The organism is Streptomyces sp. NRRL S-37 (genome assembly GCF_000721605.1).
In the GTDB taxonomy this organism is placed as follows: Bacteria; Actinomycetota; Actinomycetes; order Streptomycetales; family Streptomycetaceae; genus Streptomyces.
In genome coordinates, this window is the sequence record NZ_JOIZ01000001.1 from 142,141 (window position 1) to 166,459 (window position 24,319).

The following is a 24,319-nucleotide window of genomic DNA, read 5'->3' on the forward strand; positions in this document are numbered from 1 at the left end:
AAAGGCCGTGACGATATGGGTGGTTCACAAAAGCGGTCGGCGGCATACGGCCCGGTGCACGGTCTGTTGCCGGCGGATACTACAGAGGATGTACGGACGCGGGGAGCCGGCGTCTCACGGCAGATCGCGGTACTTCCGGTCGGGAGTTTCGAACAGCACGGTCCGTTCCTGCCGTTGGCGACCGACACGCTGGTCGCCTGTGCGATCGCGCGGGAGATTGCCGACGCCTTTCCGGTGCACCTCCTCCCTCCGGTGACGATCTCCTGCTCCCACGAGCACGCGGCCTGGCCGGGGACCGTCTCCCTCTCCTCCGTCACGCTCCACGCGGTGATACGGGACATCGCCGACTCGCTCCGCAGGTCGGGCACGGACACCCTGGTGCTGGTCAACGGGCACGGCGGGAACTACGTCCTGGGCAACGTCGTCCAGGAGTCCTCCGCCCGCGGTGAGCGGATGGCGCTGTTCCCGGCCCCGGAGGACTGGGAGACGGCACGGGTGCGGGCCGGCGTCGCCACGTCCCTCCTCACCGACATGCACGCGGGCGAAATCGAGACCTCCATTCTTCTCCACACACATCCCGAATCGCTCCGCCCCGGTTATGAGACCTCCGATCACATCGCGGACGACCGCCGTCATCTCCTCACCACCGGCATGTCCGCCTACACCGATTCCGGTGTCATCGGCCGCCCTTCCCTGGGCACTGCGGAAAAGGGCAGGGAAATCCTGGCAAGCCTGGCGGATTCGTTCACCGCGTATTTCTCACTGCTGACGTCACCTCCCGGCCCGACCGGGGGAGTTTGAGGACGAGGCCGAGGGACACGTCCCAGCCCGTCTGGGGGTGCCCCCTCTGGGGGAGTTTGAGGACGAGGCCGAAGGCCGACCGGGGGTCCGGGGGCAGCGCCCCCGGGGACGGGAAGGGAAGGGGCGGCGGGGGCGACACCACCACGCCCACCGCCCCGCACCCTCGCGTACCACCGCCCGACCAGCACCACCGCCCCCGGCAGACTGGCCACCAGACTGAGCACCCCGTAGACGACCGCGACGGTCAGCCCCCGCCCCGCCCCGAGCCCCGCCGCCCCGAACGCCCACGCGGTGACCCCCTCCCGGGGCCCCCACCCGCCCACGTTCAACGGCAGCCCCATCGCCAGCAACGCCAGCACGGCCAGCGGCAGCAGCTCCGCCACGGACGCGTCCGCTCCGGCGACGTCCGCGGCGAGCACGAACATCCCCACGTACCCGGCCAGTACGACGACGGAGGAGACAAGCACACCAGGCGCGTTGCGCTGCGAGAACAACCCCTCGCGCGCCTCCGCGAGCAACCCTGAAGCACCCTTCCGCCGCCCCGGCGCCCGGTTCATCCGCACCGCCAGCACCACCGCACAGGCCCCCAGCACCCCGAGCCCCGCCACCGGCGCGGCCTGCCGCACTTCGTCGAGCACCGGCGACGGCATGCTCACCAGCACCACCGCCCCCACGGCGAACAGCGCGACCTGCCCGGCGGTCCGCTCCAGCACCACCGCCCGCACCCCCCGCCCCATGTCCCCGGCGCTCTGCCCGTGCCGCACGGCCCGGTGGACGTCGCCCAGCACACCCCCGGGCAGCGCCGCGTTGAGGAACAGGGCACGGTAGTAATCGGCGACGGCGGCCCCCAGCGACAACCGGATCCCGATGCCCCGGGCGACCAGCGCCCAGCGCCACGCGCTGAACACGGTGGTCACCAGCCCGATCCCGAGCCCCGCGAGCAGCGTCGGCCCGTCGATGCGGCGCAGCCCTTCCATCAGGACCCCTGTGTCGACGCGCCACAGCAGGACCGCGAGGATCACGACACCGCCGAGCGTGCCGAGACGGGTGCGCACGGCAGGGGTGTTGAGCCGGGCCGGAACACCGCGGAACCGCACGCTCATGCGGCCCCGTCCACCGGCCGGCACAGCGCGAGCAGATCACTGTGGTGGACGACGACCCGCAACTCCCCCGCCGCACACGCCTCCAGCCGCTCGGCCAGATAACCGTCGGCGCGCGACGCCAGTTCCGGCCGCTCCTCCACCGCCGCACCGACCCATCCCCGCAGCCACTGCTCGGTCAGCGCGGCCTCCCCGGGACCCAGCCGCCAGGGGCTCGGGGTGATCCGTACCGTCGCACCGTGCTCGGTGAACGCCTCGGCGGCCACCGTGACCGCGTCCGGCCCGAGCAGCCCGCCCCTTCGCTGATGGGCGTTGAACGCCTCCGTGATCTCCCGGTCCAGCGGGTGCGGCTCGGTCAGCTCCACCCGTCCGGCCACCGACAACGTCAGCAGGGCCGGGCAGCCGGCTCCCGCGCAGGCGGCGGCGAGGGCACCGACCTCCTCGCGGGTGAGGACGTCGAGCAGCGCGGACGCCGTCACCAGGGAGGCGCCGGCCAGCGCGTCGGAGGTGAGCCGGGCGACGTCACCGCGCCGGGTCTCGACGGTGACATGGCTGCCGTCGGCGGCGGAGCGCGGGGAGGCGACGGCGGCGAAGTGCAGCAGGTAGGGGTCGCGGTCGTGCAGGACCCAGTGCTGGGCGCCGTCGAGACGGGGGGCGAGCCAGCGCCCCATCGAGCCGGTGCCGCAGCCGATGTCGTGGATGACGAGACCGTCCGCCCGGCGCGGCAGGTCGGCGATCCGGATGCGCAGCGGGTCCAGCAGATCGTACGACCGGGCGGCGGCGTCGGCGGGCTCCCGCAGTTGCAGCCACTCGGGCGCGTAGCGGGCCGGTTCGTCGTCGCCGGTGTCCTTCAGCCGCAGGGTGGCCCGCTCCCCGGGGCGGGGCGCGGGGCCCGCCCCGGGGATGACCTCCCGGGTGCCGGGCGGGGCCGGGATCGTTCCGCCGTACGGGGTGGTGGTCGCCTGTTCGGTCATGCGGCCCTCCGGGGTTCGGTGGGAAGCCGGCGCAGTACCGCCGCCAGGCTCTGTGCGGTGCTCGCCCAGCCGCCGAGTGCGGCCCGCCGGCCGCGGGCGGCGGCCTTGAGCCGGCGTCTCACGTCCGCCTCGCCGAACCAGCCGCGCAGTTCGGCGGCGATGGCGGCGGGGTTCTCCGGCGGGACGAGGATGCCGGGCACTCCCCCGTCGGGTGCGCGGCCGACCGCCTCGGGCAGCCCGCCGACGTCGGTCGCCAGCACCGGGATGCCGCGCGCCAGCGCCTCGGTGACCGCCATGCCGTACGTCTCCGCGTACGAGGTGAGCACCATGAGGTCGGCGGTGGCGTAGCTGGCGTCGAGTGCGGCCCCGGCCTGCGGTCCTGTCAGTTCCAGCCGGTCCTCGAGGCCGTGTGCGCGGATGAGTCCGCGCAGGTGGGTGACGTACTCGGGGTCGTGTCCGAGCCCGCCGACGAGCGCGCAGCTCCACGGCAGGTCGGCCACCGCCGCCAGGGCCTCCACGAGCCGGTGCTGTCCCTTGCGCGGGGTCACGGCGGCCACGCACAGCAGCCGGGAGACACCGTCGGTGCCGGGCGCGAGGGGCGCGATGTCGGCGCCGGGGGCGGCGACGTGGACCCGGTCGGGGGCCAGGCCGTGGTGGGAGACGAGACGGCGTACGGCCCAGTCGCTGGTGGCGATCACCGCGGGTACCGCCCGCAGGACCGCGCGTTCGCGGGCGTCCAGTTCGGCGGCGACGGCCGCGTCGAGCCCGGTCTCGTCGCCGAGCGGCAGATGCACGAGGACTGCCATGCGCAGCCGGCCCTCCTCCGCCTGGGGCACGACGATCTCGGGCACCCCGCAGGCGACCAGCCCGTCGAGCAGGACGACGGCGCCGTCCGGCAGTTCGCGCAGGGTGCGGGCGAGTTCGGCGCGGGCGGCGGCGTCCGGCCGGGGCCAGTCACCGGCCACGGCGTACCGGTGCACCTGCCAGCCGAAGCCGGGCAGGTCCAGGCACACGCGCCGGTCGTAGGCGTTGCCGCCGCTCGGCGTGGCCGGGTCGTCGACACCACCCGGCATCACGAAGTGCACGGAGCGCAGGGACATGGGGATGATCCCGCCGTTCCTCGGGAAGGACGCCTGCCGGGGAACGTAGTCCAGGCGGGCGGTGCCGGCCCGGTCGGGGGCCGTGCCGGTCACGTCCATGGTCGTGTCGGTCACAGCGCACGCTCGTAACTCGCCCAGGCGATGTGCGACTCGTGCAGGGTGACGGCGATGCCCGCGATGCCCTTGGCACCCTCGCCCAGCGCCCCTTTGCGGATGCGTTCGGCGAGCCGGTCGGCGATGACCTTGGCCAGGTACTCCGTGGAGGTGTTGACCCCCGCGAAGTCGGGTTCGTTGTCGAGGTTGCGGTAGTTCAGCTCGCCGACGACGGCCCCGAGTTCCTGTGTGGCCAGGCCGATGTCGACGACGATGTTGTCCTCGTCCAACTGTTCGCGCCGGAACGTGGCGTCCACGAGGAACGTGGCCCCGTGCAGGCGCTGGGCCGGTCCGAAGACCTCGCCGCGGAAGCTGTGGGCGATCATGATGTGATCGCGGACGGTGATGCTGAACAACGGACGACCCTCCAGGTGCGGCGCGTCTGCTCCCCGGCCGATCTCCGGCGGGGATGCCGTGTAGTACGGCTGACTGTCTTCCCCTGTTCAGCGTCCGCCACGTCTTTTCTCAGGTCAGGCGTGCCGGCCTCGCTACGGGGTGTCGTAGCGCACGCGGTGGCACAGGGCCGGTGTCTTTCCGGAGGCGAGGCGAGGCATGACGTCGGGCAGTTCCTCGAAGGCGGACTCGCCGGTGACGAGGGCGTCGAGGGCGGGGTCGGCGAGCAGGTCGAGGGCGAGGGCCAGCCGGTCGGCGTAGCTGCGGTCGGCGCGGGCCGGGGAGACGGTGCCGACCTGGCTGCTGCGGATGACCAGTCGCCGGGAGTGGAAGGCCTCGCCCAGCGGGAGACTCACCTTCCGGTCGCCGTACCAGCTCAGTTCGACGACGGTGCCCTCGGGGCGGAGCAGTTCGAGCGCCCGGCTCAGCCCTTGCTCGGTGGCGCTGGCGTGCACGACCAGGTCGCACCCGCCGAGCGCGTCCCCGGGCAGCGCGAACCCGACGCCGAGCGCCGCCGCGGTCTCGGCGCGCGCCGGGTCGGCGTCGACGAGTTGCACCCGTACGCCGGGGAACCGTGCCAGCAGCGCGGCCACGGAGCAGCCGACCATCCCACCGCCGACGACGGCTATCCGGTCGCCGACCAGTGGCGCGGCGTCCCACAACGCGTTGACGGCGGTCTCCACGGTGCCGGCGAGCACGGCCCGCCCGGCGGGCACCCCGTCGGGCACGGGTGTGACGGCGCCCGCAGGGACGACGTACCGCGTCTGGTGCGGGTACAGGCAGAACACGGTCCGCCCGACGAGCGCCTCCGGTCCCTCCTCCACCACTCCCACGTTGAGATAGCCGTACTTCACGGGGGCCGGGAAGTCGCCCTCCTGGAACGGCGCCCGCATGACGGCGTGCTGGCTCTGCGGCACCCCACCGCGGAAGACGAGCGTCTCCGTGCCCCTGCTCACCCCGGAGTACAGCGAGCGCACCAGCACCTCGTCCGCGCCGGGGGCGGGCAGGCCGACCTCGCGGATCACCCCTCGCCCAGGCGAGTCGAGCCAGAACGCACGTGCGGTGCGGTTCATCGAATTCCTCCTGAACGGTCGGGAAGCCGCGCGCGTACCGAGTGGTGCACAGGCCGCGCACAAGGTAGCGGCGTTGATCGACTCTGTCACACGGCCGGAGGGTGTTCGGTGGCCCTGAACAACAGTTACGACGCGAGGCTCGTACAGCAGGAGACCGCCGTGGGGGCGGGCGTACAGATCCTGTTGCTGGCCCTGATCGGTACGGCGATCGGCATGGGCCCCGCGGGCTGGCTGACCGGCCTCGCGTTCGCGATCGCCACCTGGGCGGTGCTCTCCCGGGCCCTGCACCGGTCCCGGCCGCGCTCCTTCGGCGCGGCCAACCGGGTCACGCTCGGCCGCGCCACCCTCGTCGGCGGGGTCACCGCGCTGGTCGCCGACTCCTTCCAGGACTCACCGCCCGTCTCGCTCTTCGTCGGTCTGACCGCCGTGGCCCTGATCCTGGACGGTGTGGACGGCAAGGTGGCCCGCAGGACGGGGACGTCGACTCCGCTGGGCGCCCGCTTCGACATGGAGGTGGACGCGTTCCTGATTCTGGTGCTGAGTGTGTACGTGTCGATGGCGATGGGTCCATGGGTGCTCCTCATCGGTGGTATGCGGTACGTCTTCGTGGCCGCCGCGCGTGTCTGGCCCTGGCTGACCGCCCCGCTCCCGCCGAGCACGGCCCGCAAGACGGTGGCCGCGCTCCAGGGCGTGCTGTTGCTGCTGACCGGGGCGGCTCTGCTGCCGCACGCGGTCAACGTCGGTGTGGTGGTGCTGGCGCTGGGGCTGCTGGTGTGGTCGTTCGGCCGGGACGTGCTGTGGCTGTGGCGGACGTCCCGGGTGGAGACGGCTCCCGTCGGGGCCGAGGTGCGGCGGGAACTGGTCACGAGCTGATGGCGGGAACCGGTCACCGGCTGACGGCCGGCACCGGTCACGAGCCGACGGTCGGCCGGGGGTGCGGACCCGGTGTTCCGGGGGCGGGCGCTTCACGGCGGGGTGCCGCGCGGCCATGACGGTGCGGTGCGGTCCGGTCTGTCCTCCGTGCCGACCGGGTGGCCCGGGCCGGCCGGCTGCCGCCTCGCGTCACGGGCGGCAGCCTCGCGCCCAGAGGGGCACCGGTGGCCGAGTCACCGGGCCGGATCTCCAGCACCCCACGGTGTGCCCTCGGAGCCCCGCTCCCCTCACCCCGCCGCCTGCTCGCTACTCGACGCCCGCCGCGTCGAGAAGCCGGACCAGGTCCTTGCGCCCGTAGCCGAGCACACGGGCCCGGTGGATCGCCGCCAGCATCAGGTGAGCGGCGATCACCCCCGCATGGCCGTCCCGGTCGGCCCCGTACCACTCGTCCGGCTTCTCGACACCCAGGCTGTTCATCACCAGCCCGTGCTCACGGCGGACCTCCGCGACGGTGCCGGCGACCGCGTCCAGCAGCGTCTTCCCCGGACGCTCGCACTCCAGGGCGAAACAACCCCAGTCGACCGGCGCGCACCCCTCCGGTGGGCGCGCCCTCAGTCCCGCGTACCGCTCGTCCCCGAACCCGGTGTGCCCGAACTCTTCGTGTACCAGGGTGAACCGGTGGAACCCCGGCGGGACAGGAGGCGGTGGCGGTGTGTACGCCCACCCCGCGTCCTCGTACAACTGCCGCTTCACCTCCTCCTCTTCGGTGTGTGTCACGGTGAAGCCGGTGGCCTCGTTCCGCCCGGTCGTCGTGCCGTCGGGGTTGCGGTGGAGATGCAGGCTCATGATGTGCTCCGGTCGTCCGTGTCGTGTGAGGGCGGGAGTCGTTCCCGTCACCGGATCGAACGGACCGCCCGCACCACAGGTGCCCGCATCGCACAGCACCACCCGATCGTGTGACGCCGCCCGCCGACGACGCCACCACCGGCCATGGCATCACCGCCCCCGGCGGACCGCCGTTGCGCCGGGGGCGGTTGTCAGGGGCGGGAGTTATCCTCACAAGGCGCTTGTGACACATGTGTCTTGCGACCACGGGGGGTGTCCATGCACGACCGTGACCGGAGTTTCCTTCAGGACTGCCCGGGCAGTCACCCCGGCATGTCGACCGAGGCGGGCATCGACGTCCAGCGACAGCTGGAGTCCCTGATCCAGGACTTCCGGGCCGGCGATCCCCCGATGCCGGTGATCGTGCTGCACGCCGAGGACCCCGCCGACGACGACCGGGTCATCGAACTCGTCGACGAGCTGAGCGAGGGGCAGCAGCGTCACGGCACCCGCCTGGCCGTTGCCCCGACCGAGCCACAACCGGGGGACCTCGATCCCACCGCCCGGGCCGTGCGGCTCCTGATCGACCTCGGCGACTCCAGGAAGTGGGGCGACCGGTCCGCCTCCTACCGCCCCTACTCCTTCCCCCGCCTCAACCTGGTGCGCGCCCTCCAGGAGGCCACCGACGACCCGGAGATGCGCGAGCACTGGCCGACCGCCCCCGGCGGCACCCCGGACGGGAACATCCAGCAGGAGCGGGCCCAGACACACCTGCTGCGTATCCTGGCCAAGCAGCGCTGGCGCCCCCGCAGACCCACGCGCCGGCACCGGCAGCTCCTGCTCAACGACGTGCAGCAGTTCCTCCCCATGGGCGTCCTGGGCGCCTTCACCGCGCTGCTCACCCGCCCCGAGTGGTACATCGCCGTCCTGGCGGGCATCGGGCTGATGGTCCTCCTCGCCGGCCTCAACCACGTCCCCGGGCGCGCTCCCCTTTTCCTGTGGCTGCGCAGGGAGAGCCGGTGGTTCCTGACCACGACGTTCCTCCAGTCCGCCGTCCGCCGCCAGTCGACCAGCGTGCGGCTGCTGCGGCCCGTCCGCTCCTGGCGTGCCATCGCGGCCCGCGCCTACGACGTCGCCGAGGCCATGCGCGAGGGCGGCCCGTTCCCCCTCCAGCTGTACGTGCTGGCGCTCTTCGAGGACCTGCGGGACAACCACCGGCGCGGCAGCTGGGACCTGCGGGGATTCAAGCGGACGCGTCCGCCGGTGCTGTTCCTGCGCCGGGTGGGCAGGGAGAACGGCGGCATAGAGCTGATCAGGGCGGTCAGTGACGTCCGCAGCCGGCGCAGCGAGCTCGACCCGCTGCTGATCGTGGCGGGCGTGGCGGCGGGTGACACGGCACTGCTCGACCGGGGCGCGGACGCGGATCCTCCGCTCAACCGGCCGCAGCAGCCGCCGGCCCAGCCCTCGCGTCTTCCGCAGCGGTTGCGGCACTGGTACGACGAATGGGCCGGGAACCTGCGGGCCGATCAGTCGCCGAGCAGGACCAACGCCCTGCCCTGGGTGCTCAGGATCCCGCTGCCTCCCGGCGAGCTGGTGCAGCTGCGGCAGTCGGACTGGCGGTGCGTCAGGGCGAGACACCGGCCGTCCGTAGCCCGCGTGGTGTGGTCGGCGCACAGCCTGCTCCTCGTGCTCGCCCTGGTCGTCACCGCGGGCGTCGTCCACGCCCGTGAGCTGCACCGGACGTACTGCTCGGCGGGCCTGCTGACCGCCGACCGCGACACCGAGCTGCGTCCCGCGCCCGGCGGCGGCACGGAGTGCGTCGGCATAGCCACCGGAGACGTCCGGTTCGGGGCGTACCTGAGCGGTGACACCACCGGGGAGGGCAAGCGGCTGCAGGAGCTGGAGAGGCTGGTGCGCGCCGAGAACACCGAGGTCCTGCGCGACCACCCGGGCGACTACGTCACGGTGGTGTACGCGGGGCCGCTGAGCTCCTCCTCGGTGGATCCGTCCCTGGTCAAGGGTGCCGAGGAGCTGACCGGCGTGTACCTCGCCCAGCGGGTGGTCAACGAGAACTACACGGTGAAACTGCGGGTGCTGCTCGCCAACGGCGGCTCGGACATGGGGCACCAGCGTGTCACGGCCGACGCGATCGCCGCGTACGCCGACCGCGACCCGACCGTCGTCGGTGTCGTCGGCTTCGGCCGCGACCTGCAGAGCAGCCCCGACGTCACACGCCGGCTGCACGCGGTGGGGCTGCCCATCGTCTCCGGCACCAATTCGGCGACCTACCTGCCGAAGGAGTTCTCCAACTGGTTCAGTCTCGCGGCTCCCGACGAGCACCAGGCCGAGGCACTCGGCCTCGTCGCCCGGCAGCTGCGCTCCCGCGACAGCGCCCCGCACGCCCTGGTGCTGGCCCGCGACACCAAGGAGTCGCAGGACCGTTACACCAGCGAACAGGCGCTGTACGGCGGGGAGATGCTGAAGCGGGAAGGCTTCCGGATGCTGCCCGCGCGCCGCTACCGGGTGGCGAACGGCAAGCCCGAACTGCGGTCGCACGCGGAGAGCATCTGCCGGGGCGAGGACGTTCCCTCGGTGATCTACTTCGCCGGACGGGTCGAGGACATCGGGCCGCTGATGACACAGCTGGGTACCGAACCGGGCTGCGCGAACAGACAGTTCTCGATCCTCACGGGCGACGACCTGAGCAAGGCCCGGTTCTCCGGCACGGGTGGACGCGACGGCGTGGCCCCGCAGATCACGCTGTACCACGCGGCCCTGGCCGAGCTGAAGAAAGCCTCGTCCAGGACCGCCTTCTACGAGGACGCCGCCCACTACCTCCCCTGGCTGGAGGACGGAAAGGCCACGTACGACGCCGCCGGCTTCGCGAGCGGGCAGACCGCCCTCTCCCACGACGCCACGCGCGCCCTGTACTGGGCGGCCAGCCTCGGGGACGTGCGCCAGAGCCGCGCGGCGACCTGGGTCAACCTCAGGAACGTCAGGCTCGACGGAATGGCCACCGGCACCATCGACTTCACCGACGCACCCCTGTACGAGGAGCGCCACGGCCACAGCATCGTCCTCAACCGGGTCCGCAGAACCTCGGAGGGCGTCTCACGGACGGAGGTCCTGTGCAGCAGGCCGGCCGGCAGCACCGAGCCGCTCAGTGTGAAGGAGTGCACCATCGAGTGAGCGGGCCGACGGTTGTTACGCTCCCGGGGTGAGGATTCCAGGACCCGAAGAGATCCGCGCGCTGCACCAGAAGCACGCGCCCACCACCGAGGCGTTCGAACTCGTCCACACGCACTGCGAGATCGTCTGGAGCGTCGCCGAGCAGCTCATCTCGGCCTCGCGCCTGGACGTCGACGCCGAACTGGTCCGCGCCGGCTGTCTCCTCCACGACATCGGCGTCTACCGCCTCTACGGCGACGGCGGCCGCCTGGACCACGGGAACTACATCCGTCACGGCCTGCTCGGCCACGAACTCCTCGCCGGGGAGGGTTTCCCCGAGCCCCTGTGCCGGTTCTGCTCCCACCACACCGGGGTGGGGGTCACGAAGGACGACGTCCTGCGCCAGGGCCTCCCGATCCCTCCCGCCGACTACCTCGCGGTGACGCGTGAGGAGCGGCTGGTGATGTACGCGGACAAGTTCCACAGCAAGTCCCGTCCGTCGGCGTTCCTCTCCCCCGACGCGTACGCCGCCCACGTCCGCCGCTTCGGTGAGGAGAAGGTCACCGCGTTCGAGGCCCTGCGCGCGGAGTTCGGCGACCCGGACCTCGACCGGCCGGTGCCGGAGGGCGGCGCGTCCGTCCGCCCGTGAACACCACCGGACGCCGGCCACACCGGCGTCGCCCTCGCCCGTACGCTCACGCGGCGTACGGGCTTTCTCCTTCCGCGCGGACGGACACAGCCGACCGGCGCGGCGGCGCGGCCCGTGCGATGTGTGGGCCGCGTGACGGGACCGCGAGTCACGTGTGAATCCTTCACGCTTCCGGGTGGCGTTCACCACAGCACCGGAGCAAAGCATCACAGTCGGCGAACGCGGTACACCCCGCTGAATGACCGGGATGACGGTGATTCACGTCAATTCGGCACACGGGCAAGCCATGTCGCACACCGACCCCGAAGGCAAACCGCTCCACCCCACCTGCCCTATGATCGTTTAATAGTTGACTTCATCGCGCTTGCAACTCCTCCCTGATGTTTCCCGGTGACCGCGAACACACCCGTCGGTGCGCGTCTCCCCGCGGTGACACGCAGGAAGAAAGGTGAACCGCATGACCCTCGGACTGCTCCGGCGCCGACGTTCCCGCAACGGTCCCGGAGCCGCACCGGACCTTTCGCTGCCCCTGCCGGCCGGTGCCGGCGCGTACGGCTGCGAGGTCGTCGACCCCATGGGACAGCCCCTGGGCGGCGCCGAGGTCACGGTGACCGCCCTGGACAGCCACCGGGTCGCCGCCCACGGCACCACCGATCCGTACGGCCTGTTCATGGCGGCGCTCCCGCCCGGCTCCTACAGCGTGATGGTCGCGGCGGAGGGCCTCACTCCGTCCCGCAGCGATGTCGACATAGCCGCCGGTGCCGCCCTCCCCCCGGCACGCGTCGCACTGCTGCCCGCACGCCAGCTGGAACTGCCGACGCCCGGCACCTGGCTGTTCGACCCGCCGCACACCGCGATCCGCTTCATCGCCAAGCACGTGGGCATGGCCCACGTCCACGGACGCTTCACCCGCTTCACCGGCGGCATCCAGATCACGCCGGACATGAGCGACTCCCGGGTCTCGGTGCGCATCGACGCCGCCAGCATCACCACGGGCAACAGGACCCGTGACAACCACCTGCGTTCCGCCGACTTCCTCGACGTCGAGCACTACCCGTACATCGACTTCACCAGCACCCGGTTCGTCTACCGGGGCGGCTCCCGGTGGACGCTGAACGGCACGCTCACCATGCACGGCACCAGCCGCTCCGTGGGGCTGGACACGACGTACCTCGGCACGGTGAACGGCGGTTACGAACAGGAGCTGCGCTGCGCGGCCCTGGCGAAGGCGGAGCTGCACCGCGAGGACTTCACCCTCAACTGGCGCTCGATGCTGGCCCGCGGCATCGCGGTCGTCGGCCCGACCGTGCAACTGGAGCTGGACGTCCAGGCGATGTACCACACCCCCGAGACCCCCACACCCCCGGAGTAGGTCGGCCCGGGCGGCACCCTCGGTTCACGCGTAGGGGTCGGGAATCACCTCGGTCGCCGACTCGAGGACCTTCTCCACCCGCAGCACCGCGCTGCGCACGGCCCCCGCCTCCGCGACCAGCACGTCGGGGACATGGGACTCGTAGAAACGGAGGTACCCGACGGTGCCCACGGTCGTCGTGCGGGCGCCGAGCCACAGCACCATCCTGCGCAGGTCGTCGAACTCGTCGGGGTGCGCCTCCTGCCGCACGGTCAGCGCCCACTGCGGCCCGTCGGAGCACAGTTCCCCGACCAGCGCGCCCCCGATCCGCAGCGCCGGCCCCCGGTCTCCCCAGAGGGGGTACGCGTAACCGTCGTCCTGCCGGCCGCCTTCCTCTCCCAGGTGCCAGCGGAGCAGGGCGAGGTCCTGCGGCGGGAGCGAGCCCGGCAGGTCGAGCGTGAGCTGGAGTTCGTAGATGTCGGCCATGATCGGAAGGCTACGAGCCCCGGTGCCGGTGCCCTTCCCCGCGACCCGGCGAAGACCTCGAATCGTCACGTCCGTTGATCTACTGTGACCTCATGCCGACGAAGTCTCTTCCCAACCTCACCCCGACCGGCACCTGCTGGTGCGGCTGCGCCAAGAAGGTCGGAGCCGGATCGTTCTTCGCTCCCGGCCACGACAAGGTGGCGGAGGCGGCGCTGCTCGCGGCCGAATACGGTTCCTCCGTCGCCCAGTTGCTGCACGGACACGGATACGGCCCCGGACACTCGGTGAGCGCGCGTGCCGTGTCCGAGGGCGTCTGGCGGAAGTGCCCGGCCTGCGACTACGTCGGCGCACCGGCGAGCATCGCCCACCACACGAAGAAGGCGCACGCCGCCACCGGCGGCGAGCAGGCACAGGAGGCAGGACGTTGACCGGACCGGACTCCAGCCAGCGCGCCGACCTCGAGAAAGCCGTGCGCACGTACGGCGGCCACTGGGACACCGAACGCGGCCTGCGCACGCTGCGCGACGCGGGGCACGACCCGCAGGACAAGCACACCCGGCAGATCCTCCGCGACCTCGCGAGCGAGGGCCTGCTGGTGAAGGTGGAGGACCGGCCGGTCCGTTACAGCGCGGTGCGGACCGACTGAGGCACGCCGGCCCGCATCACCACCGTTCCTGCCGTCATCCCGGCCGGGGCGTCGTCAGAGCCAGGCACCATCGCGCCGTCCGGACGGCGTGTCACGTCCCCTCAGGGCGCGACGGCGAACTCCAGGGTCGCTTGTGCGAGGTCGGTGAGGAACCGGGCACGGTCGAAGCCCTCGCTTTCGGTCGTGCCCGGCGGAGGAGTGTCCATGAAGCTGAAGTGACCGGCCTCCGGCACGATGCGAAGGTCGACCTGGGCCGGTGCGCTCTTCAGACGGACGGCCTGCTCGACGGGTGTGATGGTGTCCATCTCTCCCGCGTAAACGAGCATCGGCGCTTTCACCGCGTCCAAGGCGCCCGGAGCGGCGAACCAGCCGGTCGCGGGCGCGTACAGGACGAGACGGCCGACACGTGGCTCGCGTGGGACATCCAGCGGTCTGCCGTCCCGCCCCCAGGGCGTCGCACCGGCGAGACAGAGGCCGGCCCATCCGCCGATCGAGTGGCCGACCACCACGACGGACGCGTCCTCGGACGCCCATCGGCGGAGGGCCTCGACCAGCCCGACCGGGCGTGCGAGCAGCTCGGCAGTGGTCGCCTCCCGAGCGGCGAAACGCTCGAAGTACGGTGCGATGACCTGGCAGTCATGGGCCGCCAGGTGCTCCAGGAGGGGCCGGTAACGCTCCGGGTCGCCGCCCGCTCCCGTCGCGAAGAGCACGACACGCTCACGGTTCGTGGGACCAAGTGTCAGTGCCCGCATCTCGCTCCTTCACCACAGCGCCGTTCCCCGAAGCCGGCCCGCGGGTCACGCCTCGCTCATTTACGGTCTCAGGTTAGCGCCGTAGATCGCGGCATTCGAACGGCACTTTGCGTCAGCAGGGGCCAAGGTCCTCTGAAGCGGCAGTAGGAGCCCTTGTCCGCCAGGGACACCATGGGTCTCCTCCGTCGGCCGGCGCTTACGGGTTGTGTCGTTCATCTTCGAACCGGCTTGACCGTCACCACAGAGCGCTGCTGGAATCACTCTCCGTACAGGCAACAGGGCGGGAAACGGAGTCACATGGCAGCCCTCGACAATGTGAAGCTGAAGGACGTTCTGGCGGATGTCGCCTCGGGTTCCTTACAACTGCCCGACTTCCAGCGGAACTGGAAGTGGGACGACGACCGGATCCGGGCGATCATCGCGACGGTCACGCTGGACTACCCGCTCGGCGTCGTGATGACGCTGCAGACCGGCGGTGCCACCCGGTTCCGCTCCCGGACTCTCACCGGCGCACGGCCGGACGGGGACCCGGAGGCCGACCTCCTGCTGCTGGACGGGCAGCAGCGCCTCACCTCGCTCTTCCAGTCCTTGTGGCTGGACGCCCCGGTGGAGACGGCGGACTCCCGGGGCAAGCCCATCCAGCGGTGGTACTACGTCGACATCGCGAAGGCCGTCGGGCCGTCCTCGGACCGCGACGAGGCCGTCGTGTCCGTCCCGGCCGACAAGGTGCTCCGGACGGACTTCAACCGCACCGTGGTGCTGGACCTGAGCACCACCGAGGCCGAGTGCGCGGCCGGTCTCTTCCCCCTCCACTTCGTCTTCGACGCCCAGCGCGTCAACGAGTGGAAGAAGGCGTACATCAAGGCGGACGAGGACCGGAACTGGGACCTGTGGGGCCAGTTCGACGAGGCGGTCCTCCAGCAGGTCCGCGCCTTCCAGGTCCCGATGATCCGGCTGGCCGCCTCCACCTCCATGGACGCCGTCTGCGCGGTCTTCGAGCGGGTCAACACGGGCGGTGTGCCCCTGAACGTCTTCGAACTGCTCACCGCGACCTACGCCGGGGACCGCGACTACGTGGAGCGGACCGGGGACTACTACCAGCTCCCCGAGGTCTGGCGGGAGATCAAGCAGCAGCTGGCCGGCAAGTACCCGGTCTTCGGCCGTCTGGAGAGCGGCCTCGAGAACGGGCTGAGCAGCATCGACTTCCTGCAGGCCATCGCGCTGGTACGCACCTGGGAACGGAAACAGGAGGGCCTCGGGACCACGGTGTCCTGCAAGCGCCGCGACCTGCTGGACCTCCCCCTGGCCGACTTCGTGCGCCTGGCGCCCAAACTCGCCGACGCCTTCGCCTGGGTGGGTGACTTCCTGGAGCGGCAGTGCATCGTCCGCCCGAACGATCTGCCGTACAAGACGCAGCTCGTCCCGCTCGCGGCCGTCCGCGCCATCCTCGACACGGCGACCGACGCTCCGGGGGCGGAGGAGAAGATCGAGCAGTGGTACTGGTGCGGAGTGCTCGGTGAGATGTACGGCGGCTCCACGGAGACACGCTTCACCAAGGACGTCGAACAGCTCGTCCCCTGGATCGCACAGGACGAGAGGGCGCCCGAGACGGTCACGGAGGCGTTCTTCTTCGCCGACCGCCTCGACACCCTCACCACCCGCAACAGCGCCGCCTACAAGGGCATCTACGCCCTGCTGATCAAGCAGGGCGCGGTGGACTGGCACTACACGGGCGCCCCGCTCAGTCCCGGCCGGCTGGACGAGTACGGCGTGGACGTGCGGCAGATCTTCCCCAAGACATGGTTCCGACGGGGCAACAGCAGCGGTCTGCCGACCAGTTCGATCGTGAACAAGACGCCCTTGTCCTATCGCGCGTCGATGGACATGACGGGAGCGCCGTCGTCGTACCTGTCCACGATGATCGCCGCGTCCGACATGCGTCCCGAGTGGTTCGACGACCTCCTGACCACCCACCTGATCGATCCGGACGCGTTGCGCGAGAACGACTACGAGCGCTTCTACCGCGACCGCTCCAAGCAGTTGCAGGATCTGGTGCACTCGGCCATGGGCAAGAGGACGATGCTCCGTGACCTGCCGGAGGGCGACGCCCGATGACGACCAGGCCGCACGAGCGGGACGTGGCCTCGCTCAAGGGCAGGACCGTGTCCGTGCAGGAGATCCTCGACCTGTTCCAGGTCAGGGTCCGCGACCACCGGACGGTGCACCGGATCTCGCAGGCGTTCACGGACGCCGGGCTGACCACGCTGCCGGACTTCGCCGTCTGCGGTCTGCGCAGCACCGTCGACGTCGTGCCGCTGGCGGCCGTTCCGGCACAGCGCACGCCCGCCGAACCGGAAGGTGAGGCCGACGAGGCGGACGAGGCCCTGCCCTCGCACGCGCTGCCGCAGCGGCTGCTGCTCGGCGACATGCCGTCGGCGCGGCGCGGCCTGGTGTCCGTGGGTCCCGGCACGCCCCTGTCCCAGACGACCTTCCTGATGCGCACGAAGGGCCTCTCCCAGGTGCCGGTGACCACCGGCATGGCGCAGGTCCACGGGGTCGTCACCTGGGGGTCCGTGGCCAAGATGTACGAGGCGGGGAAGGAGGCCACCCTCGACAACGCGATGGAGAAGGACTCGCTGCCCGTCGCCGACGCCCGCCAGGAGTTCTTCACCGCTCTCCCGGTCATCCGCGAGCACGGATACCTGCTCGTCCGCGGCGACGACGGCTGCCTGTCGGGCATCGTCACCGCCGCGGACGTCACGGAACGCTTCGAGGGGGCGGCGCGCCCCTTCTTCATCGTGGGCGAGATCGAGTCGCTGCTGCGCCGCTGCCTGGGCGCGGCCCTGGACGCGGAGGCCATCAAGGCGGTCCAGACGAACAAGAAGCCGGAGCAGCGCACCGGCCAGGTATCGGACCTCATGTTCGGCGACTACCTGAGGCTGCTGGACGGCGACCAGACGAAGCAGTCCTTCGCCGAGCGGGCCGACCGCAACTGGGAGGCGCTGAAGTGGCCCAACATGCCCCGGGAGCAGTTCGTCGGCCTGCTGAAACGGGTGAAGGACATCCGCAACCGGATCGCTCACTTCGACGAGAAGCCGCTCCCGCCGGAGATGATCGACGAGCTGACGACCTTCGCGAAGGTGCTGCGGGCGTTCGCGTCGTGACGTGGCGGAGGAGGTTCGGTCCCCGGGAGCAGTGGGCCGCGTTCACTGCCTGCGCGGGTGAGATCACCGTCTGATGACGGACCGTTCGGGGTGCCTCGGGATCAAGGTCCGAGGCACCCCGGGCCGTGTCCTCAGCCCGCTCCGAGGGCGAACTGCTCGCGCAGCAGTGCCTCGTGGAGGACCGGCTCGACGCGCACCTGGTTGCCGTCGCGGTCCAGGACCTGGAGTGTCTCCAGGCAGGTCAGCGCCCACCGTGCGTCATCGGGGGTGAGGCCCGCGAGTTCGGCCGCGGTCGCGCAGTCGGCGTCGGGGTTCCATCCGGTGCCGAGCTGCTCGACGATCGCGTCGTAGCCCGCCCTGACCGTCTCGTCCTCCAGCAGGCCCACGGCGTCGGCGAACTCCTCCGCGCCGTCCGCCCGTCCGAGCCACTGTTCCAGCTCGTGCAGGGCACGGTCCTGGTCCTTGCGCTGTTCGCGCAGCTCCAGGACGCGGTCCAGCAGGAACGGCCAGCCGCCGGTGGCCGCGGCCAGTCGGGCCAGCCGCTCCTCGGACTCGTAGGCGCCGTGGTCCTGTGTCCAGTCCCGCAGACCGCGCCGGTCGTAGCGGCGCAGGACCACCACGATGCCGTTCCCGTCGGCTCGGCGGGCCTCGCCGTCGTGCAACAGCTCCCGCCAGAAGGCGAGCTGCGCGACGCTCGAGACCAGGACCACCGACCGGGTGGCCCCGGCCGTGGCGGGCAGGACGGTCCTGGCCAGTTCCAGGGACTCCCGGCAGGGCTTGTCACCACGCGCCGCCAGGTCGCTGACGACCAGCTGCCGTGTGCCGGGCCGGCCCTCCGCGAGTGCCTTGCGGTAGGCGTTGGCGCTGCCGATCGGAGGCAGGGTCCAATCCTTCACGCGTCCGGTGGCGTCCCGCAGGGTGCGTTCCACGTCACCGATTCCCGTGGCGGTGGTCCCGAGCACGACGCGGACCTGGTTGCCGCCCTCGCCGAGCAGGTAGTCGATCTGGTTGATCGTCAGCGGGGCGGAGCGGCGGTCGCCGTCGAGCCCGGGGCGGCTCTCCAGGACGACGGTCTCCTCCAGCCGCGACTCCTGCTCGGCGCTCCAGAGGCGTGCCTCGATCTCCTGGGCGGTGCCGATCATGCGGAGCGCGTTCGGGCCGCGCAGGTGCCAGCCCTGCCCGTCGTGGTTGGGTGCCAGGACGCCGAGGCCCACCATCTCCTGGAGGTAGGCGCGGAAACCCTCGCTGTCCAGCTTGTCGAAGCCCTGCGGCCACCAGCCGGCGCACTCGTCACGCAGTTCGCGGTCGCTGAGCCTGGTCTCCAGGCCGTTGTCGCGGGCATGCTGGGCGAGGACGTTGGCGATGACGTTGTAACGGTCGTCGAGGGCCAGGGTGTCCTTGAACGCCGCGGTGATGTCCGAGCGCAGGGAGGCGTCCTGCTCGACCTCGTCCACATCGGCCGCCTCGATGGTGTACGGGGGCGGCAGGAGCGGCTGGCGGGCCCGCTTGTCCTGCATGACCTGCACCATGCGGCTGCCGAAGATCTGCAGCAGGAAGGGCTGGTACGAGCAGAAGCCGAGCACCCGGTTGACCAGGTCGACGTCGGCGAACTCGAAGCCGAGGGCCCGCATCGGGTGGACGATCAGGTCGGCGGCGAACTGCGGGGTGAGCGGTCCGACGACGGTCGGCGTCTGCGCGAGGTGGCTGAACGGGCTGTTCCTGGCGAGGCGGGTGAACCGCTGCACGGAATGCAGGCCGGCGAAGACCACCTTGGCCCGGCCGCGGGAGTCCTCACCCAGGCCGCGCAGTCGACGGGTTTCCGTGCAGTCGGGCACGTCCGCCTCGAAGAAGCTGTCGCACTCGTCGAGGAGGATGAGCAGCCGCCGGTCGGCGTCCTGCGCCAGCCACTTGGCGATACCGTCGGTGACCCGCTGCCAGGGTTCCCTCTGCGGCCCCCTGCGGCGGGGCTCCTCCAGGACGCCCGCCCTGGTCAGTTCCTGGTCCAGGGTGGTCCAGATCGCCGCCGCGCCGAGAGCGATGCCCTTGCCGATGCCGATCTTGTCGAGGTTGAGGTAGAGCTTGCGGTGGGATCCGGGCCGCTGTTCCACGAACCGGTCGCCCGCGTCGGCGAGCAGCGCGGACTTGCCGAGGCCGCGGCCGCCGTAGATGATCTGCGTCCCGGCCGGGTCGAGGATGTTCTTGCGTTCCCGGTCGCGTCCGTAGAACATCTCGCGGCCGATCTGGCCCCGCTTCTCCTTGATGTACGGGTTCACGCCGGAGAACGGCAGCAGTGTCTCGGTGGCGGCGTCCACCCGCCGGTTGCCGTGCGCGGTGAGATAGGCCAGGGCCGCGTCGTCGACGACGAGGATGGGCTTGCTGCCCTGGGAGGCGGCGGCGAGTTCGGTGCGCGTCCTGCTGTCGAGGGTGCCGAAGTGCACGACGAGCAGGCTGCCCTCGTCGGGGTCCTGGGAGATGCGGCTGATCAGCAGCTTCGCCGGCGGGCATCCCCAGATCAGCAGGGCGCGCAGCTTGTTGCCGCGGTCCTTGATCTGCGATCCGAAGGCCGGGGCCCAGGCGCGGCCGGTGACCTCCGTCTCCCCGAGTTCGAAGAACCGGTAGTCCTTGCCGTACCGCAGCTCGCGCAGCGGCAGGGCCTTCCTGGCCTCGAAGCCGAGCAGGGAGAGGGCCGGGGTCAGGTCGATGCGCGGGTTGATGTTGGCCCGGTCGCGGGTCGAGGCGAGCTTCGCCCATCGTTCGAGGGCGTCGGCGGCTCGTTCCGCCTCCCCCTCGGACAGGGACGAGTAGTCCAGCACGGCCGGCCGGCGCAGGCGTTCTCGTGAGCGGACGGCCTGGATCAGTTCCGGGGTGATGCCGCCGGGCAGTGCGTCGGGCACGGCGGGGAAGAACATCTCCAGGTGCGAGTCCTCGGACCTGATCTCCGGGACCGGCTCGCCCAGTTCGAGGAAGTAGACCAGTTCCGCGGCCGTGGCCAGGGTGTCGTTGTCCAGGTTGCGCCGGACGCGCTCGCGGTCGTCCTCGCTGATGTCGGTGAGGGCGTCGAGCCTGGCCCGGAGCCGGTCGGCCGCCTCCTTGCGGTAGTGCGGCAGCAGTTCGGCGACCCGGTCGAGGTTGCGCCGGATCAACGACAGCTCGCGGGGCTCACCGTTCTCGGTGCGCCCGGTGGCGTCGGCGAGCAGCTCCTGGAGGTTGACGTCCTGTTCGTCGGTGAGGGCACCGTCCGCCTGGGCGCGTCGCAGGTCCGCGCCGAGCGAGCGGGCCTGCTCGGTGAGGACGCCGTACCGCTGCTGCTCCGCCTGCGTGAGCCGGGCGAGGCGGTCGTCGGAGAGGTCCAGATCGCCGGCCGCGGGCAGGACTCCCGCCTCCGCGAGACGGATGATGGCCCGAACGGCGGCGAACCCGTCCCGGTCGGTCTGGAAACCGATCGCGTCGTCCCAGGTCCGGTCCACCGCGGCGAGCAGGCCGGAGACCGTGGGAGCCGTACCCGGCCAGTCCGGCAGCTTGTACAGCTCGGCGTCGAGCAGTTCGGTGACCTCGGTCTCGGTCGCCCTCACCGCCGGGGACGTCCCGTTCTCCAGCTCGCCGAAGATCGCTTCGAGCATCTCGCCCGCGGTCCGGGCGGCAGCCCTGGCCACCGGACGGCTCCGGCCGCCGGCGGACGCCAGCTCGGCCAGTGCTCCCTTGCGCAGCCCGAGCAGGGACAGCCGCAGACCGGCGACCGAGTCCGCGGCCCACGCGGTCTCCTCGGACCTCGCGATCCCCAGCTCGCGCTGGGCGTTGTGCCACTCCCACACCGCGGCGCGCACCCGTTCGACGAAGTGCCGCACGTTGTTGCGGCCGGACCCGTGGATGACCTGTCCGCCACTGCCGCGCAGCTCGCCGTCCATCCGGTCGATCTCGTCCTCGATGTGCGCCGGCCGGTCCAGCCGCTTCAGCAGGGCGTCCGCCCGCTCCTCCGCGTCCCCGGCGCCGTTGACCACGGCCGTCAGCACACTGCCCAGCAGCCCGTGGGGTGCCAGCCACTGCTTCACCATCTGGGAGGCGCGCTGGAAGCGCATCCGCGGCGGCACGAGCAGGTTCCGGCATGTGTCGACCATGTCCTGCAGGCGGTTCTCGGCCTGCGAGGCGTCCGCGACGACGGTGTGCAGCGGTGCCAGCAACAGCGCGCTGTTCAGGGTGCGTTCCGCCACGTCCGTGGCCACTTGGTGCAGCGAGCCCGGCAGGTGCTGTGCCAGCGCCCGCAGCTGGGCGCCGACGACCGGGGCGCCGGTCACCAGGGCGGCTCGTACGAGGACCGGCAGCAGGAGCAGTTCCAGTCCCCCGGCCGCGGCGTCCTCCTGGGCGTCCCATTCGCGCAACGCGTCCTCGACGAAGCGTGCGGCGCGGTCGGAGCGCGGGTTCAGCAGGACCGACGCGGCGGACAGGCGCAGCACGGCGGCCTCCGCCTCCGGCCGGCCGGCCGTGTGCGAGAGCTGGGCGGCGAGCCCGAACCGCTGCTCGGCGATGAGACGGGCGAGGGTCGGCTCCACGTCGTCCGGCTGCCCGTCACCGGGGGCCGCCGGGGCTTCCGCGGGCACGGATGCGGTGCCGGCCGGGGTGGGGGCGACAGCGGCTGCGGCCGTCCCGCCGGTGACGGGCTCGGAAGACGGGGCGGGGCCGGTCACCGGTGGTTCCGGGTGCCCGGCGGGTGGTTCGGGCTGCTCGGCGGGCGGTTCGGACGCGTCCGGCGGCTCGGGCGTACCGGACGCGAACGGTTCGGGTTCGGCGGGCGGTTCGGGAACCATGGGCACGCCGGTCGGCGCGTCCGGTGGTTCGGGCGCCGTCACGGTGGCGGGCGACTGCCCGTCCGTGGCGAGTGCCCCGCTCCTCTGTGCGGGCACCGCGACCTCGGTGTCCCGGTCCGTCGCCACGGTGATCTGCTCGTACAGCACGGCCGCCACGGCGTACGGCGGGTGGGCCACCGAAAGCTGCCGCTGCACCTCGGTGACCGCCGTCCCCGCGTCGGCCCGTTCCCCCAGCTCGACGAGACGTACCAGCAGACCGAGGTAGTGCGCGCAGGCGTCGTCCTGCTCGTCCCAGGTGTGCTTGGCGAGCAGTTCCCCGGCACGCCGGCGTGCGTCCGTGATCACCTCGGTCACCGCGCTGTCCGGCCGGCATCCCAGGGCGAGCACGGTCGCCAGGACGCGGCGGGTCCGCTCGTTCCTCTCGTTCCTCTCGGCGGTCTCCCGGGAGGTGTCGATCGCCGTCATCAAGTCCGCGAGGCGGTCGGTGACGTCGGTGACACCGGCCGCCGAGAGCGCCTCCCGGACTCGGGCGAAGGCCGGTGCGACGGCGGTGAGCACCGCCAGATCAGAGGCATCCGGGGGACATCCGTCCAGCAGAGCCGTTCTGACGCGCTCCACGGCGTCCCGTGCCTCGTCGACGGTGCGCCGCAGCGCCTCGCCTGCCACGGCGGGGTCCTCCAGGACCGTCCGCTCACTCCCCGGCATCCGCTTCCCCTTCTGTACGTGCTGTACGGGCTGTACGGAGGTCTCCGCCGGTGCCTTGCCGCGGGTCTGCCCGGGAACCGGAACAGCCGGCGGGTCACCGTCCTCCTCTCCCCTCGCGTCCTCCTCCGGGACGGGCGGCCGGTCGAATTCGGGTGTCGCGTCGATCACCCGCTGTGCCGCCTCGGTCACCGCCTTCCGGGCGGTTTCGTCCGCCTCGGCGCCGCACCAGTCGTGGTCGGAGGCCCATACCAGCAGGCGGGCGTCGAACGCCGACGCCTGAAGGTGGGAGAACAGCGCGAGGAGCACGAGACGTGTTCCCCAGCGCTCCACCGGACCGGTGCCCTGCCGTGGCGTCGTCTGCCCCAGGGCGGCACCGACGACGTCGTTGATGATCCGCACGGTCAGGTGGGACACGACGTGCCTGCGGTCCGAAGCCTGCTCCAGCCGCTGCGCCCGTTTGAGCACCTGCTCGCTGAGCGCACGGCCGAAGCGGCGCGGTTCGACCTTGCGGAAGCCGAGGCCCCGCATGATGGCCTGGCGGTCCAGGGGCCCCAGGGAATTGAGCGCGCGTTCCGTCTCCTCGACGGTGAGCGCAGCGAGGGACGACTCCAGGACCGCGCCCAGTCCGTCGAGTGCGCAGGCCAGGTCCTCGAGGAGGCCGAGGGGCGTGCCCGGCGGGGAGAGCGGAGGTTCCGCGACCACCGGATGGCTGAAGGTCATACAGTGTCGGCTTTCTCGTAGAGATGTGAGAGGAGAGTCGTGGGGGGGGTGGCGGCCGGGAGACCGGTCAGCGTCTGCGGGAGTGCGCGGGCAGTCGCCGCAGGAAGCCGTGTGGGCGAGGGCGCAGGGGTGTCTGCCGGCACAGTTCGCTGTCGGTGGTGCGGAGGTAGTTCTGGATGCCGATCGTCTCGTCGCCCGCCTGCGCCGCTTTGCGTACGGTCTCGCGGAAGCGCCGCCGGCACAGGCGTTCCTGGCTGATGTACACCAGGCGGATGCCGTGCTCGGCGCGACCGGGGAGAGCAGGGCGCGGACCGCTCCGCCGGTGGAACGGTTGAGTTCGAGGGCCTGGTCGTGCATGAGGGCGACGAGTGGGCTGACCACGATGGTGACGCCGGGCAGGACCAGCGCGGGCGACTGGAACGTGAAGCTCTTCCCGAAGCGGAAGCCGCGGGCCGGATCCGCGACCTGCCGTGCCGCAGCGGAAACGACGTGTACTCCGGCCATGAATTCCTTCCCCCCGGCTTCAGCTCACGCTAGTTCAGTGCGTTGATCCCGTCAACATATTGAAATTGCCGTCAGAACGT

The 24,319-nt window shown here is 71.6% G+C and carries 18 protein-coding genes and 1 pseudogene; 9 read left to right on the forward strand and 10 right to left on the reverse strand.

Features of this window, described 5'->3' with window-relative positions; genetic code table 11:
• Positions 1 to 15 precede the first annotated feature (15 nt).
• Positions 16 to 801 (forward strand): creatininase family protein, encoded by a 786-nt coding sequence (locus IH50_RS39215; RefSeq protein ID WP_078913789.1) that lies wholly within the window; start codon positions 16 to 18, stop codon positions 799 to 801.
• Positions 802 to 1,055: 254 nt separating this feature from the next.
• Here the strand turns inward: IH50_RS39215 and IH50_RS0100625 are convergent.
• The 5 genes and pseudogenes from IH50_RS0100625 to IH50_RS0100645 form a co-directional block, all read right to left on the reverse strand.
• A pseudogene (locus IH50_RS0100625) lies at positions 1,056 to 1,904 on the reverse strand (lysylphosphatidylglycerol synthase transmembrane domain-containing protein); the annotation flags it as partial.
• Positions 1,901 to 2,875: a class I SAM-dependent methyltransferase gene (locus IH50_RS0100630; protein ID WP_030856076.1), complete on the reverse strand. Its 975-nt coding sequence runs from the start codon at positions 2,873 to 2,875 to the stop codon at positions 1,901 to 1,903. The pseudogene IH50_RS0100625 and the gene IH50_RS0100630, both read right to left, overlap by 4 nt.
• Positions 2,872 to 4,074, reverse strand: a complete 1,203-nt coding sequence (locus IH50_RS0100635) for a glycosyltransferase family 4 protein (RefSeq protein ID WP_051767134.1) — start codon at positions 4,072 to 4,074, stop codon at positions 2,872 to 2,874. The genes IH50_RS0100630 and IH50_RS0100635 overlap by 4 nt, the downstream gene beginning before the upstream one ends.
• Before the next feature lie 11 nt (positions 4,075 to 4,085).
• On the reverse strand, positions 4,086 to 4,484 hold the full coding sequence (locus IH50_RS0100640; protein ID WP_030856078.1) for a 6-pyruvoyl trahydropterin synthase family protein: 399 nt from the start codon (positions 4,482 to 4,484) through the stop codon (positions 4,086 to 4,088).
• Positions 4,485 to 4,616: 132 nt separating this feature from the next.
• The gene (locus IH50_RS0100645; RefSeq protein ID WP_030856080.1) at positions 4,617 to 5,594 is read right to left on the reverse strand and encodes a zinc-dependent alcohol dehydrogenase; all 978 of its coding nucleotides are present in this window, start codon (positions 5,592 to 5,594) and stop codon (positions 4,617 to 4,619) included.
• A 108-nt stretch (positions 5,595 to 5,702) separates the two neighbouring features.
• Here IH50_RS0100645 and IH50_RS0100650 point away from each other — a divergent pair, with 108 nt between their 5' ends.
• Positions 5,703 to 6,467 (forward strand): CDP-alcohol phosphatidyltransferase family protein, encoded by a 765-nt coding sequence (locus IH50_RS0100650; RefSeq protein ID WP_030856082.1) that lies wholly within the window; start codon positions 5,703 to 5,705, stop codon positions 6,465 to 6,467.
• Positions 6,468 to 6,773: 306 nt separating this feature from the next.
• Here IH50_RS0100650 and IH50_RS0100655 read toward each other — a convergent pair whose 3' ends face one another.
• Positions 6,774 to 7,313 carry a hypothetical protein gene (locus tag IH50_RS0100655; RefSeq protein ID WP_030856084.1) on the reverse strand — a complete coding sequence of 180 codons (540 nt, stop codon included), beginning with the start codon at positions 7,311 to 7,313 and terminating at the stop codon, positions 6,774 to 6,776.
• 312 nt (positions 7,314 to 7,625) lie between these two features.
• Here IH50_RS0100655 and IH50_RS0100660 point away from each other — a divergent pair, with 312 nt between their 5' ends.
• The 3 genes from IH50_RS0100660 (at position 7,626) to IH50_RS0100670 (ending at position 12,481) form a co-directional block, all read left to right on the forward strand.
• Positions 7,626 to 10,481: a hypothetical protein gene (locus IH50_RS0100660; RefSeq protein ID WP_030856085.1), complete on the forward strand. Its 2,856-nt coding sequence runs from the start codon at positions 7,626 to 7,628 to the stop codon at positions 10,479 to 10,481.
• A 28-nt stretch (positions 10,482 to 10,509) separates the two neighbouring features.
• Positions 10,510 to 11,109, forward strand: coding sequence for an HD domain-containing protein (locus IH50_RS0100665; RefSeq protein ID WP_030856087.1), 600 nt, complete (start codon positions 10,510 to 10,512; stop codon positions 11,107 to 11,109).
• Positions 11,110 to 11,566: 457 nt separating this feature from the next.
• The gene (locus IH50_RS0100670) at positions 11,567 to 12,481 is read left to right on the forward strand and encodes a YceI family protein (protein WP_030856089.1); all 915 of its coding nucleotides are present in this window, start codon (positions 11,567 to 11,569) and stop codon (positions 12,479 to 12,481) included.
• A gap of 24 nt (positions 12,482 to 12,505) precedes the next feature.
• On the opposite strand, the gene IH50_RS0100675 is transcribed toward IH50_RS0100670, so the two are convergent.
• Positions 12,506 to 12,946 carry a hypothetical protein gene (locus IH50_RS0100675; RefSeq protein ID WP_030856091.1) on the reverse strand — a complete coding sequence of 147 codons (441 nt, stop codon included), beginning with the start codon at positions 12,944 to 12,946 and terminating at the stop codon, positions 12,506 to 12,508.
• Between the two features lie 92 nt (positions 12,947 to 13,038).
• Here IH50_RS0100675 and IH50_RS0100680 point away from each other — a divergent pair, with 92 nt between their 5' ends.
• Both IH50_RS0100680 and IH50_RS37280 read left to right on the forward strand, forming a co-directional pair.
• Entirely contained in the window at positions 13,039 to 13,374 is a 336-nt protein-coding gene (locus IH50_RS0100680) for a hypothetical protein (RefSeq protein WP_234328049.1), read from the forward strand.
• Positions 13,371 to 13,592 (forward strand): hypothetical protein, encoded by a 222-nt coding sequence (locus tag IH50_RS37280; RefSeq protein WP_037871785.1) that lies wholly within the window; start codon positions 13,371 to 13,373, stop codon positions 13,590 to 13,592. The genes IH50_RS0100680 and IH50_RS37280 overlap by 4 nt, the downstream gene beginning before the upstream one ends.
• Positions 13,593 to 13,693: 101 nt before the next feature.
• On the opposite strand, the gene IH50_RS0100690 is transcribed toward IH50_RS37280, so the two are convergent.
• Positions 13,694 to 14,344 (reverse strand): alpha/beta hydrolase family protein, encoded by a 651-nt coding sequence (locus IH50_RS0100690; RefSeq protein WP_158801126.1) that lies wholly within the window; start codon positions 14,342 to 14,344, stop codon positions 13,694 to 13,696.
• A gap of 297 nt (positions 14,345 to 14,641) precedes the next feature.
• Here IH50_RS0100690 and IH50_RS0100695 point away from each other — a divergent pair, with 297 nt between their 5' ends.
• Together IH50_RS0100695 and IH50_RS0100700 are read left to right on the forward strand one after the other, a co-directional pair.
• Complete coding sequence (locus IH50_RS0100695) at positions 14,642 to 16,459, forward strand: DUF262 domain-containing protein (RefSeq protein ID WP_030856097.1); 1,818 nt, start codon at positions 14,642 to 14,644, stop codon at positions 16,457 to 16,459.
• Positions 16,456 to 17,508 (forward strand): CBS domain-containing protein, encoded by a 1,053-nt coding sequence (locus IH50_RS0100700; RefSeq protein WP_030856100.1) that lies wholly within the window; start codon positions 16,456 to 16,458, stop codon positions 17,506 to 17,508. The genes IH50_RS0100695 and IH50_RS0100700 overlap by 4 nt, the downstream gene beginning before the upstream one ends.
• A gap of 131 nt (positions 17,509 to 17,639) precedes the next feature.
• Here the strand turns inward: IH50_RS0100700 and IH50_RS0100705 are convergent, their stop codons facing one another.
• Both IH50_RS0100705 and IH50_RS0100710 read right to left on the reverse strand, forming a co-directional pair.
• Complete coding sequence (locus IH50_RS0100705) at positions 17,640 to 23,735, reverse strand: hypothetical protein (RefSeq protein ID WP_030856102.1); 6,096 nt, start codon at positions 23,733 to 23,735, stop codon at positions 17,640 to 17,642.
• 67 nt (positions 23,736 to 23,802) lie between these two features.
• Positions 23,803 to 24,000, reverse strand: a complete 198-nt coding sequence (locus tag IH50_RS0100710; protein WP_030856104.1) for a hypothetical protein — start codon at positions 23,998 to 24,000, stop codon at positions 23,803 to 23,805.
• Positions 24,001 to 24,319: the final 319 nt, after the last annotated feature.

Excerpts from the sequence above, each read along its gene's own strand:
- IH50_RS39215 (WP_078913789.1), top strand. The coding sequence starts at position 16 with ATGGGTGGTTCACAAAAGCGGTCGGCGGCATACGGCCCGGTGCACGGT.
- IH50_RS0100630 (WP_030856076.1), bottom strand. The coding sequence starts at position 2,875 with ATGACCGAACAGGCGACCACCACCCCGTACGGCGGAACGATCCCGGCC.
- IH50_RS0100635 (WP_051767134.1), bottom strand. The coding sequence starts at position 4,074 with ATGGACGTGACCGGCACGGCCCCCGACCGGGCCGGCACCGCCCGCCTG.
- IH50_RS0100645 (WP_030856080.1), bottom strand. The coding sequence starts at position 5,594 with ATGAACCGCACCGCACGTGCGTTCTGGCTCGACTCGCCTGGGCGAGGG.
- IH50_RS0100655 (WP_030856084.1), bottom strand. The coding sequence starts at position 7,313 with ATGAGCCTGCATCTCCACCGCAACCCCGACGGCACGACGACCGGGCGG.
- IH50_RS0100660 (WP_030856085.1), top strand. The coding sequence starts at position 7,626 with ATGTCGACCGAGGCGGGCATCGACGTCCAGCGACAGCTGGAGTCCCTG.
- IH50_RS0100670 (WP_030856089.1), top strand. The coding sequence starts at position 11,567 with ATGACCCTCGGACTGCTCCGGCGCCGACGTTCCCGCAACGGTCCCGGA.
- IH50_RS0100675 (WP_030856091.1), bottom strand. The coding sequence starts at position 12,946 with ATGGCCGACATCTACGAACTCCAGCTCACGCTCGACCTGCCGGGCTCG.
- IH50_RS0100680 (WP_234328049.1), top strand. The coding sequence starts at position 13,039 with ATGCCGACGAAGTCTCTTCCCAACCTCACCCCGACCGGCACCTGCTGG.
- IH50_RS0100690 (WP_158801126.1), bottom strand. The coding sequence starts at position 14,344 with ATGCGGGCACTGACACTTGGTCCCACGAACCGTGAGCGTGTCGTGCTC.
- IH50_RS0100695 (WP_030856097.1), top strand. The coding sequence starts at position 14,642 with ATGGCAGCCCTCGACAATGTGAAGCTGAAGGACGTTCTGGCGGATGTC.
- IH50_RS0100700 (WP_030856100.1), top strand. The coding sequence starts at position 16,456 with ATGACGACCAGGCCGCACGAGCGGGACGTGGCCTCGCTCAAGGGCAGG.
- IH50_RS0100705 (WP_030856102.1), bottom strand. The coding sequence starts at position 23,735 with ATGACCTTCAGCCATCCGGTGGTCGCGGAACCTCCGCTCTCCCCGCCG.